The sequence below is a fragment of the Pseudomonas orientalis genome, assembly GCF_022807995.1.
GTDB classification, from domain to species: domain Bacteria; phylum Pseudomonadota; class Gammaproteobacteria; order Pseudomonadales; family Pseudomonadaceae; genus Aquipseudomonas; species Aquipseudomonas orientalis_B.
On record NZ_CP094351.1, the window covers coordinates 4,737,309 to 4,751,745 of the forward strand.

Annotated in this window: 17 protein-coding genes; 1 reads left to right on the forward strand and 16 read right to left on the reverse strand. The window is 60.4% G+C overall.

All coding sequences use genetic code 11. The features are described from left to right. Nucleotides 1-36 precede the first annotated feature (36 nt). The 16 genes from hisS to trmJ all read right to left on the reverse strand — a co-directional run bounded on the left by hisS (nucleotide 37) and on the right by trmJ (nucleotide 13,365). Nucleotides 37-1,326 (reverse strand): histidine--tRNA ligase, encoded by a 1,290-nt coding sequence (gene hisS, locus MRY17_RS21080; protein WP_243352796.1) that lies wholly within the window; start codon nucleotides 1,324-1,326, stop codon nucleotides 37-39. Nucleotides 1,327-1,349: 23 nt separating this feature from the next. Next, nucleotides 1,350-2,459, reverse strand: coding sequence for a flavodoxin-dependent (E)-4-hydroxy-3-methylbut-2-enyl-diphosphate synthase (gene ispG / locus MRY17_RS21085; RefSeq protein ID WP_057723957.1), 1,110 nt, complete (start codon nucleotides 2,457-2,459; stop codon nucleotides 1,350-1,352). A gap of 2 nt (nucleotides 2,460-2,461) precedes the next feature. Beyond that, nucleotides 2,462-3,442, reverse strand: a complete 981-nt coding sequence (locus tag MRY17_RS21090; RefSeq protein ID WP_181282322.1) for a RodZ domain-containing protein — start codon at nucleotides 3,440-3,442, stop codon at nucleotides 2,462-2,464. After that, nucleotides 3,442-4,200, reverse strand: a complete 759-nt coding sequence (pilW, locus tag MRY17_RS21095; protein ID WP_243352797.1) for a type IV pilus biogenesis/stability protein PilW — start codon at nucleotides 4,198-4,200, stop codon at nucleotides 3,442-3,444. Before pilW ends, MRY17_RS21090 begins: the two co-directional genes overlap by 1 nt. Before the next feature lie 12 nt (nucleotides 4,201-4,212). Next, complete coding sequence (gene rlmN, locus MRY17_RS21100) at nucleotides 4,213-5,361, reverse strand: 23S rRNA (adenine(2503)-C(2))-methyltransferase RlmN (RefSeq protein WP_181282324.1); 1,149 nt, start codon at nucleotides 5,359-5,361, stop codon at nucleotides 4,213-4,215. A gap of 29 nt (nucleotides 5,362-5,390) precedes the next feature. Further along, nucleotides 5,391-5,816, reverse strand: coding sequence for a nucleoside-diphosphate kinase (gene ndk, locus MRY17_RS21105; RefSeq protein ID WP_003175956.1), 426 nt, complete (start codon nucleotides 5,814-5,816; stop codon nucleotides 5,391-5,393). A 92-nt stretch (nucleotides 5,817-5,908) separates the two neighbouring features. Continuing rightward, nucleotides 5,909-6,109, reverse strand: coding sequence for a Fe-S cluster assembly protein IscX (gene iscX / locus MRY17_RS21110; RefSeq protein ID WP_003238461.1), 201 nt, complete (start codon nucleotides 6,107-6,109; stop codon nucleotides 5,909-5,911). 14 nt (nucleotides 6,110-6,123) lie between these two features. Continuing rightward, nucleotides 6,124-6,465: an ISC system 2Fe-2S type ferredoxin gene (gene fdx, locus MRY17_RS21115; RefSeq protein ID WP_057723961.1), complete on the reverse strand. Its 342-nt coding sequence runs from the start codon at nucleotides 6,463-6,465 to the stop codon at nucleotides 6,124-6,126. 3 nt (nucleotides 6,466-6,468) lie between these two features. Further along, on the reverse strand, nucleotides 6,469-8,331 hold the full coding sequence (gene hscA / locus MRY17_RS21120) for a Fe-S protein assembly chaperone HscA (protein ID WP_243352798.1): 1,863 nt from the start codon (nucleotides 8,329-8,331) through the stop codon (nucleotides 6,469-6,471). Nucleotides 8,332-8,384: 53 nt separating this feature from the next. Further along, nucleotides 8,385-8,906, reverse strand: coding sequence for a co-chaperone HscB (gene hscB / locus MRY17_RS21125; protein ID WP_124359727.1), 522 nt, complete (start codon nucleotides 8,904-8,906; stop codon nucleotides 8,385-8,387). Nucleotides 8,907-8,914: 8 nt separating this feature from the next. Continuing rightward, entirely contained in the window at nucleotides 8,915-9,238 is a 324-nt protein-coding gene (iscA, locus tag MRY17_RS21130) for an iron-sulfur cluster assembly protein IscA (RefSeq protein ID WP_003209680.1), read from the reverse strand. Between the two features lie 28 nt (nucleotides 9,239-9,266). After that, on the reverse strand, nucleotides 9,267-9,653 hold the full coding sequence (gene iscU, locus MRY17_RS21135) for a Fe-S cluster assembly scaffold IscU (protein WP_003175965.1): 387 nt from the start codon (nucleotides 9,651-9,653) through the stop codon (nucleotides 9,267-9,269). 99 nt (nucleotides 9,654-9,752) lie between these two features. Further along, a complete protein-coding gene (locus MRY17_RS21140) occupies nucleotides 9,753-10,967 on the reverse strand; it encodes an IscS subfamily cysteine desulfurase (RefSeq protein ID WP_181282327.1) in 1,215 nt (404 codons plus the stop codon). Nucleotides 10,968-11,017: 50 nt separating this feature from the next. Continuing rightward, complete coding sequence (gene iscR, locus MRY17_RS21145; protein WP_243352799.1) at nucleotides 11,018-11,509, reverse strand: Fe-S cluster assembly transcriptional regulator IscR; 492 nt, start codon at nucleotides 11,507-11,509, stop codon at nucleotides 11,018-11,020. 300 nt (nucleotides 11,510-11,809) lie between these two features. Then, a complete protein-coding gene (gene cysE, locus MRY17_RS21150) occupies nucleotides 11,810-12,592 on the reverse strand; it encodes a serine O-acetyltransferase (protein ID WP_191956619.1) in 783 nt (260 codons plus the stop codon). A 2-nt stretch (nucleotides 12,593-12,594) separates the two neighbouring features. Further along, nucleotides 12,595-13,365: a tRNA (cytosine(32)/uridine(32)-2'-O)-methyltransferase TrmJ gene (gene trmJ, locus MRY17_RS21155; RefSeq protein ID WP_191952397.1), complete on the reverse strand. Its 771-nt coding sequence runs from the start codon at nucleotides 13,363-13,365 to the stop codon at nucleotides 12,595-12,597. Nucleotides 13,366-13,510: 145 nt separating this feature from the next. On the opposite strand from trmJ, the gene suhB reads away from it, so the two are divergent. Continuing rightward, nucleotides 13,511-14,326: a type III secretion system regulator SuhB gene (suhB, locus tag MRY17_RS21160; RefSeq protein ID WP_003175971.1), complete on the forward strand. Its 816-nt coding sequence runs from the start codon at nucleotides 13,511-13,513 to the stop codon at nucleotides 14,324-14,326. Nucleotides 14,327-14,437 lie beyond the last annotated feature (111 nt).

Consider the following 14,437-nt stretch of genomic DNA (forward strand, 5'->3'; position numbering starts at 1 on the left):
TACTCCTTAATCGCTAAATTCGGCTGTTCGACAGCTTCAACCCTGCACGACGCAGGTGGCCAGGTGCGCAGCGAGCGCATCAAAGGCAATGTTCTGTTGTTCGCCCTGGCCACGCAGGGGTTTGAAACCTATCACTTGCTGGGCCAACTCGTCATCGCCGAGGATCAGCGCATACAGCGCGCCGCTCTTGTCAGCCTTCTTGAACTGGCTCTTGAAGCTGCCCGCGCCGGCATTGACTTGCAGACGCAGGTTCGGCAGTTGGTCACGCACCTTTTCGCTCAGGGCCAGGGCAGCCAGTTCGGCGGCCTCGCCAAAAGCGCAAAGATACACGTCCACCTGGCGGGAAATCTCTTGTGGCACTTGCTCAAGGGTCTCGAGCAACAGGATCAGCCGCTCGATGCCCATGGCGAAACCTACGCCCGTGGTCGGCTTGCCACCCATTTGCTCGACCAGGCCGTCGTAACGACCGCCCGCACACACGGTGCCCTGGGCACCGAGTTTGTCGGTAACCCACTCGAACACGGTCTTGCTGTAGTAGTCGAGGCCGCGCACCAGCTTGGGGTTGATCACGTAGGGAATACCGGCCGCATCCAGGCGAGCCTTGAGGCCCTCGAAGTGCGTGCGCGATTCGTCGTCCAGGTAATCAGCCATTTTCGGCGCGTCGACCAGTACGGCCTGGGTGTCGGCGTTCTTGGTATCAAGCACGCGCAACGGGTTGGTCTTCAGGCGGCGCTGGCTGTCTTCGTCCAGCCTGTCCAGGTGGGCCGACAGGTACTCGACCAGGGCTTCGCGATAGCGACCGCGGGACTCACTCGTGCCCAGGCTGTTGAGTTCGAGCTTGACCGCATCGCGGATGCCCAACTCGCCCCACAGGCGCCAGGTCAGGACGATCAGCTCGGCGTCGATGTCCGGACCGTCCAGGTTGAAGACTTCGCAACCGATCTGGTGGAATTGGCGATAACGGCCTTTCTGCGGGCGCTCGTGGCGGAACATCGGGCCGATGTACCACAGTTTCTGGGTCTGGCCGCCACCGGTGATGCCATGCTCCAGCACAGCGCGAACGCACGCGGCGGTGCCTTCCGGCCGCAGGGTCAGGGAGTCGCCGTTACGGTCTTCAAAGGTGTACATCTCTTTTTCGACGATGTCGGTCACTTCACCGATGGAGCGCTTGAACAGCTCGGTGAACTCGACGATCGGCACGCGGATCTGCTTGTAACCGTAGTTATCCAGCAGGCGCGCGACGGTGCTCTCGAAATAGCGCCACAGCGGCGTCTGCTCCGGGAGGATGTCGTTCATGCCACGAATGGCTTGCAGAGACTTGCTCACATCAAATCCTTAAATTCGTTCAATCAGCCGCGAGCGATCAGCGCTGCATCAGCGGCGACCTTCTCGGCCGCTTTCTGGCGGATCAGTTTTTCGAGCTGATCCACCAGATTGTCATTCGTTAACTTCTGCGCCGGCTTGCCGTCGATGTAGATCAGGTTCGGCGTACCGCCGGTCAGGCCCACATGCGCCTCCTTGGCCTCACCCGGCCCGTTGACCACGCAACCGATCACCGCGACATCCAGCGGCACCAGCAGGTCTTCGAGACGCAACTCCAGATCGTTCATGGTTTTCACCACGTCAAAGTTCTGCCGCGAGCAGCTCGGGCAGGCAATGAAGTTGATGCCACGGGAACGCAAACGCAGGGATTTGAGAATGTCGTAGCCGACCTTCACTTCCTCTACGGGGTCTGCCGCCAGGGAGATACGGATGGTATCGCCAATCCCTTCGGCGAGCAGCATACCGAGACCCACCGCAGATTTCACTGTGCCTGAGCGTAAACCGCCGGCTTCCGTGATACCCAGGTGCAGCGGCTGCACGATTTCCTTGGCCAGCAGGCGGTAGGCTTCCACGGCCATGAACACGTCGGAAGCCTTGACGCTCACCTTGAAGTCCTGGAAATTCAGACGCTCCAGGTGTTCAACGTGGCGCAATGCCGACTCGACCAGCGCCGCCGGGGTGGGCTCGCCGTATTTCTTTTGCAGGTCTTTTTCCAGCGAACCGGCGTTGACCCCGATGCGGATCGGAATACCGCGATCACGGGCCGCATCGACCACGGCGCGCACACGGTCTTCACGGCCGATGTTGCCGGGGTTGATCCGCAGACAGTCCACACCCAGTTCGGCGACGCGCAGTGCAATTTTGTAGTCGAAGTGGATGTCGGCAACCAGCGGCACCTTGACCAATTGCTTGATACGGCCAAACGCTTCGGCTGCGTCCATGTCTGGTACGGATACCCGCACGATGTCCACGCCGGCCGCTTCCAGACGATTGATCTGGGCGACGGTGGCGGCCACGTCATTGGTGTCGCTGTTGGTCATGCTCTGCACCGCGATGGGGGCATCGCCGCCCACCGGCACCGAGCCGACCCAGATCTTGCGCGATACGCGACGTTTGATTGGAGATTCGCCGTGCATGACTATTGTCCCAACTTGAGGCGAGCTGTCTCGCCACTGGTGAACGGCGCCACGTCCACAGGCTGGCCGTTGTAGGCCACTTGCGCGCCACGGGCATAGCCCAGACGCAGCGTCAAAGGAGGTTTGCCGCCCTGATCAAGCGTATCTCCCTTACGCTTCAGACCGCTAAACAGCACTTTGCCATTACCATCGGTGACTTGCGTCCAGCAATCAGCGACGAAGGTGATCTGTACGCGCCCGTCACCGGCGATCAAAGCGGGTGTGGTGGGCGGCGATATGGCTGGCGCAGCCGGTGCCGCAGGCGCTGGAGCCTGGGCCGGCGCGGCGGCTGCGGGAGCCTGGGCCACAGGCGCTGCTGGAGCCGGCGCAGGTACGGTTGCAGTCGCTGCAGGTGCGCTGTCGGCTTGCGGAGCCGGCTGTTCGGCGGTGGCAGGCGCTTGCGGCGCGGCCTGCCCTTCGACGACGGCCTGGTCTTCCGGCTCATCCAGCGGATGAATCTGGGTGGTGCCGTCGGCGCTTTCGACTTCGACGTGCTCCAGGGCGTTGCTGGTCAGGTCTTTATTGCGTTGGGAAGTCTGGTCCTGCCACCAGACGAAGCCGCCACCAATCACGGCAATCAGCAGCAACAGGCTGACAATGCGCAAGATCGTGTGGGACACCCGGGTTGGTTCTTCAATACGCCCCAGCCCATGCACATTACTGCCTTGGGAGTCGGTGCCGGTGAACTGGTCGAATTGCTGGACCAGTACGGTCTGGTCGATCCCCAGCAACTTGGCATAAGCGCGGATATAGCCGCGGGCAAAGGTGTGCCCAGGTAGCTTGTCGAACGCGCCAGCTTCCAGGTTGGCCAGGGAGGTAGTGGTCAAATTGAGCTTGAGAGCCACTTGCGCCAGCGACCAGCCATTGCTTTCGCGGGCCTCACGCAAGGTCTCGCCTGGGTTGACGCGATTAGCTGCTACAACTTCCGGGTGCGCGGCTTTCATCATTGCTCCGACAGGTATTGCTGATATTCCGGTGTACCGGGATAGAGTCGTTCGAGTTGCTGGCCAAAACGTGCGGCCGTATCGCGTTCTTCATGAACGGTCGCCAGGCGCGCACCGAGCAACAGACTACGTGCATTGTGCCCGCTGAGCAGGCTGAAACGCTCGTAATAGTCGCGTGCCGGCACATAATGCCTGTCTTCGTAAGACAACTCAGCCATTTCAAGCAAAGCGCGTGGTTGGCGAGCGTTCAGGTGCAGGGCTTTTTCCAATTGCTGGCGCGCAAGCTCGCGCTGACCCAGGTGTATCGACGTCACCCCGAGGTTCTCGAAGATGCGCGAACGCTCGGGATAAAGGGTATCGGTGCTGGCCTGACGAAAATAACCAGCTGCCTGTTCATAACGCTTCTGCTCGAACAGGAAACTGCCGTAATTGTTCAGCAACCGAGCGTCGCCAGGACGGGAAGCCAGCGCCGTGGTGAAATACCGATCGGCCAACTCGGGCTCGGCCTGAGCCTGGAAGACCAGCGCCAGCGCGGCATTGGCGTCGGCGTCGTCGGCGTCCAGCTCAAGGGCCTTCTTCAATGGCACCTTGGCCTGCTCGCTCATGCCTTGTTGCAGATAGCCCAGCCCAAGCTGCACATACGCCACTCGCGCCGCTTCACGACCCTTGTCGGTTTGCAAAGGGCTGTCATGACCCGATGAAACACAACCGGCCGCAAGACCGGTAACAAGCAAAAGCAGCGCAAGGCGCAAGGGCATAGAGATCCTCTCTCAGATTCGATTTACAGCAATCAGCGGCAAATCGTCGGCGGCGTTCAGTTCGCGCCCGGCGATATAACGCTCGCTGCGGCGGGTGCGGTCCATCACCTGCCCTACCAATTGGCCACAGGCGGCGTCGATGTCTTCACCACGTGTGGTGCGCACGGTGACGTTGTAGCCGGCCTGGTGCAGTTGATCCTGGAAACGGCGAATGGCGTTGTTGCTCGGCCGCTCGTAGCCAGAATGCGGAAACGGGTTGAACGGAATCAGGTTGATCTTGCACGGGGTGTTCTTGAGCAACTCGATCATCTCGACCGCGTGCTCGACCTTGTCGTTGACGTCCTTGAGCATGGTGTACTCAATGGTCAAGACACGCTTTTCGCCCAAGGTCGCCATATAACGCTGGCAGGATTCGAGCAGCATCTTAAGCGGATACTTCTTGTTGATCGGCACCAATTGGTTACGCAATGCGTCATTGGGTGCGTGCAGCGACAAGGCCAGGGAGACGTCGATGTGCTTGGCCAGCTCATCGATCATCGGTACCACGCCGGAGGTCGACAGGGTGACACGGCGCTTGGAAATGCCGTAGCCCAGGTCGTCCATCATCAGGTGCATGGCCGCAATGACGTTGTCGAAGTTCAGCAGCGGCTCACCCATGCCCATCATCACCACGTTGGTGATGGCACGGTCGACGGTCGCCGGGACGCTGCCAAAGGATTTGTTGGCAATCCACACCTGGCCGATCACTTCGGCGGCGGTGAGGTTGCTATTGAAGCCTTGCTTGCCGGTGGAGCAGAAACTGCAGTCCAGGGCACAGCCTGCCTGGGACGAAACGCACAAAGTGCCGCGCTTGCCCTGGGGAATGTAAACGGTCTCGACGCAGCTGCCGGACGCCACGCGCACCACCCACTTACGGGTGCCGTCGCTGGAGATGTCCTCGCTGACCACTTCGGGACCACGCACCTCGGCAATGGCCTTGAGCTTGTCGCGCAGGGCCTTGCTGACGTTCGTCATGGCGTCGAAATCGTCGACGCCAAAGTGGTGAATCCATTTCATTACCTGACCGGCACGGAAGCGCTTCTCCCCGATTGAGTCGAAGAATTTCTCCATTTCCGGCTGAGTCAGCCCCAGCAGGTTGGTTTTAACAGTCGATGTCGTCATGGATTCACCCTCACTCTTTAAGCCGTTGCTTAGCGAGCGGTTACTTCAGTAGCAGCGAAAAAGTACGAGATTTCGCGGGCAGCAGCGGCTTCGGAGTCCGAACCGTGTACAGCGTTGGCGTCGATGGATTCAGCGAAGTCAGCGCGGATGGTGCCGGCAGCCGCTTCTTTAGGGTTGGTAGCGCCCATCAGTTCGCGGTTCAGAGCGATAGCGTTCTCGCCTTCCAGCACCTGAACAACAACAGGACCGGAGATCATGAAGGCAACCAGGTCGCCGAAGAAACCACGAGCGCTGTGCTCAGCGTAGAAGCCTTCAGCTTCAGCCTTGGACAGTTGCTTGAGTTTCGAAGCTACAACCTTCAGGCCGGCTTTTTCGAAACGAGTGGTGATCTCGCCGATGACGTTTTTTGCAACAGCGTCAGGCTTGATGATGGAGAAAGTACGTTGAACAGCCATGGTGTAACTCCAGAAACGGTAATTTACGAAAAATTAAACCCGCGAATTATACGCGGGTTATCAGGTATTGCCTAACTGCGTAACAAGGCGGCTCAGTCTGCTTCTTCGATCCACAGGCCTTGAATCGCCTCCAGGACCTTTTCGCCACCCCGATCCGGGATGTCGTCAAAATCCGGCAGTTCCATTACGAGGTTGCGCAGCTTGACGAAGTTCACCGTAAGAGGATTGACCTCAGGATGAGCTTCAGCAAGTTGTATAGCGATTTCTTGTACATCAACCCATTTCAGGCTCATGACAGTTCCTTGAATCAATGCGGCGCTTCGGCTGCATGGTTGAGCGAATATTTCGGAATTTCGACGGTGATGTCTTCAGTGCCAACCTTTGCCTGACAGCTTAGACGCGAAGTCGCTTCCAGGCCCCAGGCGCGGTCAAGGAAGTCTTCTTCCAGCTCATCAGCCTCTTCCAGGCTGTTGAAGCCCTCGCGGATGATGCAGTGGCAGGTGGTGCAAGCGCACACACCGCCGCAGGCACTTTCGATTTCAATGTGGTTGTCGTGGGCCACTTCCAGGATGGACTTGCCGGTCTCAGCCTCCACGACCATACCGTCCGGGCAATGCTCGGCGTGTGGCAGAAAAATGATCTGCGGCATCAGTTAATCCTCAAGTTCATTCAGGTTGCGTCCCGCCAGGGCGGCTTTTACCGACTGGTCCATACGACGGGCGGCAAAGGCATCGGTCACTTGCGACAGACGCTTGGTCTGCTGCTCGATGGCATAGCCATCGGTGCCTTTCATCAATTCGGCCAGTTCCTGCATCTGCAGGTCGATGACCATGCGCTCTTCGGCATCCAGCAAACGCTCGCCGTCAGCCTCAAGGGCGCCCTGCACCGCTTCGAGCAGGCGCTGGGCATCCACCTGCTGCTCACGCAGCACGCGGGCGACCTTGTCATCGCCGGCGTATTGGAACGAGTCCTTGAGCATCTTGGCGATTTCGCCGTCGGTGAGGCCATAGGACGGCTTGACCTGGATGCTGGCTTCGACGCCGGAGGCCAGCTCGCGTGCGGCGACGCTGAGCAGGCCGTCGGCGTCGACCTGGAAGGTGACGCGAATTTTCGCCGCGCCGGCTACCATCGCCGGGATACCGCGCAGTTCGAAGCGCGCCAGGGAGCGGCAGTCGCTGATCAGCTCGCGCTCGCCTTGCAGCACATGAATCATCATGGCCGTCTGGCCATCTTTGTAGGTGGTGAAGTCCTGGGCGCGGGCGACGGGAATGGTGGTGTTGCGCGGAATCACCTTCTCCATCAGACCACCCATGGTTTCCAGGCCCAGGGACAACGGAATCACATCGAGCAGCAGCAGTTCGCCGCCATCGCGCTTGTTGCCGGCCAGGGTATCGGCCTGGATGGCCGCGCCAATGGCGACGACCTGGTCCGGGTCGATTTCAGTCAACGGCTGGCGGCCAAAGGCTTCGGCGACGGCGTCACGCACACGCGGAACGCGGGTGGAGCCGCCAACCATCACTACGGCACCGACGTCTTCGAGCTCGATACCGGAATCACGCACGGCGCGGCGGCAGGCTTTCAGGCTGCGGGCGACCATGGGTTCGATCAACGCATCGAAGGCTTCGCGCGTCAACTGGGCCGACCAGCTACCGTAGGAAACTTCTACAGTAGCGGCGTCCGTCAGTGCTTCCTTGGCGGCGCAGGCAGTTTGCAGCAGGTTGCGCTGCGCGCCCGGGTCCAGGTCGGCGGACAAGCCGGCGCTGCTGATGATCCAGCTCGCAATGGCATGGTCAAAGTCATCACCACCCAGGGCGCTGTCGCCACCGGTGGCCAGCACTTCGAAGACGCCGCCGGTCAGGCGCAGGATCGAAATATCAAAGGTGCCACCGCCCAGGTCGTAAATGGCGACCAGGCCTTCGGCATGCTGGTCCAGACCGTAAGCCACCGCAGCCGCGGTCGGCTCGTTGAGCAGGCGCAGCACGTTCAGGCCGGCGAGTTTCGCCGCATCCTTGGTGGCTTGGCGCTGCGCGTCATCGAAATACGCCGGAACCGTGATCACCGCGCCGACCAGTTCGCCGCCCAAGGTGGTTTCCGCGCGCTGGCGCAGCACCTTGAGGATATCGGCCGACACTTCCACCGGGCTTTTCGGGCCCTGGACGGTGTCGATGAACGGCATATGGGATTCACCGCCGACAAAGCGGTACGGCAGTTGGTCGCCCAACTGCTTGACGTCGGACAAGCCACGACCCATCAAGCGCTTGACCGACAGCACGGTATTGAGGGGGTCGGAGGACGCTGCCAGCTTGGCCGACTCGCCGACTTCGATACGGTCGGCGTGATAGCGCACGGCGGACGGCAGGATCACCTGGCCGTTGGCGTCGGGCAGCGGCTCGGACAGGCCGCTGCGGACGGCAGCAACCAGGGAATTGGTGGTGCCCAGATCAATCCCGACCGCCAGGCGACGCTGGTGCGGTTGAGGGCTTTGGCCGGGTTCGGCGATTTGCAGTAGAGCCATGGTAATCAGGTCTTATCTGTCTATCAGGCGTGCATCACGGGCAGCACACTGGGTTAATCGTCGAGGCGCTCTTCTAGCTGGCGCACTTCGTAGGTGAGCTTGTCGAGAAACTGCATGCGCCGCATCAGGCGTTCGGCCTGCTCGCGTTGCGCTGCGTCATCCCAACAGGCTGCGAAGCTTTCGTTGAGCTCTTCCTGGGCCGCTTTCAGACGACGCTTGAAGACCGCGACGCCGGCCACATCGGCCTGGTCCTGCAAGTCTTCGAGTTCTTCGCGCCACTGCATCTGCTGCATCAGGAAGTCCGGGTCATGCACGGTGACTTCCATCGGCAACTCACCGCCCTTCATCGCCAGCAAATAACGCGCGCGTTTCGGGGGGCTTTTGAGCGTCTGATAGGCTTCGTTGAGGCTGGCCGATTGCTCCAGCGCCAGGCGTTGCTCACGCTCGGAAGCGTCAGCGAAGCGGTCCGGATGCACGCCACGCGCCAATTCTCGATAGCGCGTGGCAAGCTGGTCGAGGTCCAGGCGAAAGCTCGGCTGCAGCTCGAATAAAGCGAAATGACAAGGAGTACCCACAAATAGCCTCAGATGTTGAAGCTTTCGCCGCAGCCACATTCACCGCGTACGTTGGGGTTGTTGAACTTGAAGCCTTCGTTCAACCCTTCCTTGACGAAATCGAGTTCGGTGCCGTCCAGGTAGGTCAGGCTCTTCGGGTCGATGATCACTTTCTCGCCGTGACTTTCGAATACCTGATCCTCTTCAACCACCTCGTCGACAAACTCCAGCACGTAGGCAAGGCCGGAACAGCCCGTGGTGCGAACACCCAGACGAATCCCCTCACCTTTACCGCGCCCATTCAGGGAGCGGCGAATGTGCTGCGCTGCCGCTTCTGTCATGCTGATAGCCATCGTTGACTCCTTACTCGTCGCCAAATACTTAGATCAAGCCTTTCTTCTGCTTGTAGTCGCGAACGGCCGCCTTGATGGCGTCTTCCGCGAGTACCGAGCAGTGGATTTTCACCGGCGGCAGGGCCAGTTCTTCGGCCAGCTGGGTGTTGCTGATGGTGACAGCCTCATCCAGGGTCTTGCCTTTCATCCATTCGGTCGCCAGGGAGCTGGAGGCGATGGCCGAACCGCAGCCGTAGGTCTTGAACTTGGCGTCTTCGATAACGCCAGCGTCGTTGACCTTGATCTGCAGGCGCATCACATCGCCGCACGCCGGAGCGCCAACCATGCCGGTGCCGACATCAGGGTCTTCCGCGTTCATCTTGCCGACGTTGCGCGGGTTTTCGTAGTGGTCGATGACCTTTTCGCTGTAAGCCATGGTACTGAATCCTCACTCATCAGGGCCGCTCTGGAACCCTGTAGAAACGTCTGCGTTTTCCGCCACGTTGCTACAGAGCTGGGGTGGCGGCTTCTATAGTTAGTGTGCCGCCCACTCGATCTTGGAAATGTCGACGCCGTCTTTGTACATGTCCCACAGCGGCGACAGGACACGCAGCTTGTTGACGGCTTCGCAGACTTTCTGCGCGGCGTAGTCGACTTGTTCTTCGGTGGTGAAGCGGCCGAACGTAAAGCGGATCGAGCTGTGCGCCAGTTCGTCGTTGCGGCCCAGGGCGCGCAGTACGTACGAAGGCTCAAGGGAGGCCGAGGTGCAGGCCGAACCGGACGAAACCGCCAGGTCCTTGAGCGCCATGATCAGCGACTCGCCTTCGACGTAGTTGAAGCTCAAATTCAGGTTGTGCGGTACGCGGGCGGTCATGCTGCCGTTGATGTACAGCTCTTCAAGGTTTTCGACCTGCTTGTAGAAGCGATCGCTCAAAGCCTTGATGCGCACGTTTTCGGCAGCCATGTCTTCCTTGGCTACACGGAAGGCTTCGCCCATGCCGACGATCTGGTGGGTTGCCAGGGTGCCCGAACGCATGCCGCGCTCGTGACCGCCGCCGTGCATGGCGGCTTCGATACGTACGCGCGGCTTGCGGCTTACGTAGAGGGCGCCGATGCCTTTAGGGCCGTAGGTCTTGTGGGCAGAGAACGACATCAGGTCGACTTTCAGCTTGGACAGATCGATCTCGACCTTGCCGGTGGACTGAGCGGCGTCGACGTGCAGCAGAATGCCCTTGGAGCGGGTCAGTTCGCCAATCGCTTCGATGTCGTTGATGGTGCCGATTTCGTTGTTCACGTGGATCACGGAAACCAGGATGGTGTCTTCACGCAGCGCGGCTTCGATCATGGCCGGCGTGACGATACCGTCGGTGGTCGGCTCGAGGTAGGTGACCTCAAAACCCTCACGCTCCAGTTGGCGCATGGTGTCGAGGACAGCCTTGTGCTCAATCTTGGTGGTGATCAGGTGCTTGCCCTTGGTCGCGTAGAAATGCGCCGCGCCCTTGATCGCCAGGTTGTCGGACTCGGTGGCACCGGAGGTCCAGACGATTTCCCGCGGGTCGGCGCCCACCAGGTCGGCGACCTGGCGACGTGCGTTCTCGACCGCTTCCTCGGCTTTCCAGCCGAATACGTGGGAACGGGAGGCCGGGTTGCCGAAGTTTCCGTCAACCAGCAGGCATTCGCTCATCTTTTGCGCGACACGCGGATCAACCGGGGTGGTCGCTGAGTAATCAAGGTAAATCGGCAATTTCATGGACTTTCTCCTAAATCAGGCTGGCTGGCGCGCCGTTAGCTCTGCGGCTGTCACTCGACGGCGGACGCTTCGATCTTGTCCAGACGCGGCGCCTTGGTGTTGCAACGGCGCTGGTCCTGACGCTGGGCTACTTCTTGCACCTCACGGCGAGTCACAAGATCAGCCAAGCTGATACCACTCAAAAACTCATGGATCTGCAGGCTCAAGTCACACCACAAGTGGTGCGTCAGGCAGGTGTCGCCGGCATGGCAGTCACCCAGGCCGTGGCATTTGGTCGCATCGACGGATTCGTTGACCGCATCGATCACCTGGGCTACCTGGATGCCCTGCATGTCGCGGGACAGTTGATAGCCGCCACCTGGGCCTCTCACGCTGGAAACCAGGTTGCTGCGGCGCAATTTGGCGAACAGCTGCTCCAGGTACGACAGGGAAATGCCTTGGCGCTCGGAGATATCGGCCAGGGACACCGGCCCAGTTTGCGCGTGCAAGGCCAGGTCGAGCATGGCAGTCACCGCGTATCGGCCTTTTGTAGTCAGTCTCATGGACAAGTACCAAGGTGTTTCAGAATGGGAGCAAGTATGCGATTCCCGAGTATTTAAGTCAACTATAAGACCTAGTACTTTAGTCAGGATTACCCGTAAAAAGGGCGCGCGAATCATAGCAGGGTGGGGCGGGGACGAACAGCGGCACCGGATAACCAGCTATGCCAGACACAATGAAGGTCAAATGTGGGAGGGGGCTTGCCCCCGATGGCGGTGGGTCAGTTGCCAAATGGGCTGGCTGATCCACCGCTATCGGGGGCAAGCCCCCTCCCACAGGGGATCTCTGGTGATTCCGAGATATCAACTTGCCTTGGTGGCGGCTTCGTCCTTGATCTCGGCGAAATCCTCTTCGCGCAGCTCAGGAAGGTCTTTGGCGCAGTAAGGGCTGCCCAGCTCCTTCAGCGCGCCGCACATGCCGTCCAGCTTGCCATCGACCGCCTGCAGGTGATCGAGCAACTGGCCAATGGCACGGGCCACCGGGTCGGGCATGTCTTCGCTGACGCCATAGGCATCAAAACCGATTTTCTCGGCCATGGCCTTGCGCTTGGCCTCCTGCTCGTCGCCGACCTCCGGCTTGACGATGATCCGGCCAGGAATACCCACGACCGTCGCACCCGGCGGCACGGCCTTGGTGACTACGGCATTGGAGCCGACCTTGGCGCCGGCGCCGACCGTGAACGGGCCCAGCACCTTGGCGCCCGCGCCCACCACTACGCCGTCGCCCAGCGTCGGGTGGCGCTTGCCTTTGTTCCAGGTGGTGCCGCCCAGGGTGACACCCTGATAAAGCGTTACGTCATCGCCAATCTCGGCGGTCTCGCCAATCACGATGCCCATGCCATGGTCGATAAAAAAGCGACGGCCGACCTTGGCGCCCGGATGAATTTCGATCCCGGTCAGCCAGCGCCCGAAGTTCGACACCAGCCGCGCCAGCCATTTCCAGCCCATGCCCCACAACGCGCCGGACAGCCGGTGAATCCAGATCGCATGCATACCCGGGTAGCAGGTCAGCACTTCAAAGGCGTTGCGCGCCGCCGGGTCACGGTGGAAAACACTCTGGATATCTTCTCGCAAACGCTCGAACATTTTTAATCCTTCCGCTTAAGCAGCTCGCCACGGGCCGCTTTCTGGGTTTCCGTGAGGATGCCACGCAATATATTCATTTCTGCCCGGCTGACCGAGCTGCGTCCGTACAACCGGCGCAGGCGCGCCATCAAGTGCCGTGGCTTTTCAGGATCGAGAAATTCGATAGCCACCAGGGTTTGCTCCAGGTGCTCATAAAATCGCTCCAGCTCGTCCATCGTGGCCAGCTCGCCACTTTTGGTCGACGCCACTTCGTCCTTTTCCATCTTGCTCGGCTGGCCTTCGGCGGCCAGCCAGGCCATGCGCACTTCGTAGGTCAGCACCTGCACCGCCGCCCCCAGGTTCAGCGAACTGAACTCGGGGTCTGATGGAATGTGCACGTGATAATGACATCGCTGCAGCTCGTCGTTGGTCAGGCCAGAGTCTTCACGGCCGAATACCAGAGCGATTTCTGCACCACCGGCCGCCTCTTCCACCACTTTGGTGCCGCACTCGCGCGGGTCCAGCAGCGGCCAGGGAATGCGGCGGTCGCGGGCGCTGGTGCCGAGCACCAGGTTGCAGCCGACCAGGGCGTCTTCCAGAGTGGCGACGACCTGGGCTTTTTCCAAGAGGTCATTGGCGCCGGATGCGCGAGCATCGGCCTCGTGGTGCGGAAACACACGTGGCTCGACCAGCACCAGGCGCGTCAGCCCCATGTTTTTCATGGCTCGCGCCACCCCGCCGATGTTGCCGGGATGACTGGTATTGACCAAAACGACACGAATGTTTTGCAGCAAGGGAGGCGCTCTCGGACACGGGAAAGGGGAGCAAATCTTACAGAAGCGCCCAAGGTTATGCCACGAAAGCTAACGTCGCCCTTCACCTGCACAAAGTTTCTGCTAAACTGCCCGGCTTTCTTTAACAACCTTAGGTGACCTATCCATGCAGCCCATGCTGAATATCGCGCTGCGCGCCGCCCGCAGCGCCAGTGAATTGATCTTCCGCTCCATCGAGCGCCTGGATACCATCAAGGTCGACGAAAAAGACGCCAAGGATTATGTGTCCGAGGTGGATCGCGCCGCCGAACAGAAAATCATCGACGCCCTGCGCAAGGCCTACCCTACCCACGGCATCCTCGGCGAAGAAACCGGCCTGCACAAAGGCAGCGGCGAAGGCGAAGATTACCTGTGGATCATTGACCCACTGGACGGCACCACCAACTTCCTGCGCGGCATCCCGCACTTTGCCGTGAGCATCGCGTGCAAATACCGTGGCCGCCTGGAACACGCCGTCGTGCTGGACCCGGTCCGCCAGGAAGAATTCACCGCCAGCCGTGGCCGTGGCGCCCAGCTCAATGGCCGTCGCCTGCGCGTGAGCGGTCGCACCAGCCTGGACGGCGCCCTGCTGGGTACCGGCTTCCCGTTCCGTGACGACCAGATGGACAACCTGGAAAACTACCTGGGCATGTTCCGCGCCCTGGTTGGCCAGACCGCCGGCATCCGTCGCGCCGGCGCTGCGAGCCTGGACCTGGCTTATGTGGCCGCCGGTCGTTTTGATGCATTCTGGGAGTCAGGCCTGTCCGAGTGGGACATGGCTGCGGGCGCCCTGCTGATCCAGGAAGCGGGCGGCCTGGTGAGCGACTTTACCGGTGGTCATGACTTCCTTGAGAAAGGCCATGTGGTTGCCGGCAATACCAAATGCTTCAAGGCAGTATTGACGGCGATCCAGCCGCACTTGCCGGCTTCGCTGAAGCGTTAAGCGAGCGGGCACAAAAAAGCACCCCTGAGGGGTGCTTTTTTTATGCCTGGGTATTTTGAGCCAACCCATGCATCAGCAGTAATACATATCAAATGTGGGAGGGGGCTTGCC

Excerpts from the sequence above, each read along its gene's own strand:
- cysE (WP_191956619.1), bottom strand. The coding sequence starts at position 12,592 with ATGTTCGAGCGTTTGCGAGAAGATATCCAGAGTGTTTTCCACCGTGAC.
- fdx (WP_057723961.1), bottom strand. The coding sequence starts at position 6,465 with ATGCCGCAGATCATTTTTCTGCCACACGCCGAGCATTGCCCGGACGGT.
- MRY17_RS21090 (WP_181282322.1), bottom strand. The coding sequence starts at position 3,442 with ATGAAAGCCGCGCACCCGGAAGTTGTAGCAGCTAATCGCGTCAACCCA.
- pilW (WP_243352797.1), bottom strand. The coding sequence starts at position 4,200 with ATGCCCTTGCGCCTTGCGCTGCTTTTGCTTGTTACCGGTCTTGCGGCC.
- ndk (WP_003175956.1), bottom strand. The coding sequence starts at position 5,816 with ATGGCTGTTCAACGTACTTTCTCCATCATCAAGCCTGACGCTGTTGCA.
- MRY17_RS21140 (WP_181282327.1), bottom strand. The coding sequence starts at position 10,967 with ATGAAATTGCCGATTTACCTTGATTACTCAGCGACCACCCCGGTTGAT.
- iscU (WP_003175965.1), bottom strand. The coding sequence starts at position 9,653 with ATGGCTTACAGCGAAAAGGTCATCGACCACTACGAAAACCCGCGCAAC.
- ispG (WP_057723957.1), bottom strand. The coding sequence starts at position 2,459 with ATGCACGGCGAATCTCCAATCAAACGTCGCGTATCGCGCAAGATCTGG.
- iscR (WP_243352799.1), bottom strand. The coding sequence starts at position 11,509 with ATGAGACTGACTACAAAAGGCCGATACGCGGTGACTGCCATGCTCGAC.
- hscA (WP_243352798.1), bottom strand. The coding sequence starts at position 8,331 with ATGGCTCTACTGCAAATCGCCGAACCCGGCCAAAGCCCTCAACCGCAC.
- rlmN (WP_181282324.1), bottom strand. The coding sequence starts at position 5,361 with ATGACGACATCGACTGTTAAAACCAACCTGCTGGGGCTGACTCAGCCG.
- iscA (WP_003209680.1), bottom strand. The coding sequence starts at position 9,238 with ATGGCTATCAGCATGACAGAAGCGGCAGCGCAGCACATTCGCCGCTCC.
- suhB (WP_003175971.1), top strand. The coding sequence starts at position 13,511 with ATGCAGCCCATGCTGAATATCGCGCTGCGCGCCGCCCGCAGCGCCAGT.
- iscX (WP_003238461.1), bottom strand. The coding sequence starts at position 6,109 with ATGAGCCTGAAATGGGTTGATGTACAAGAAATCGCTATACAACTTGCT.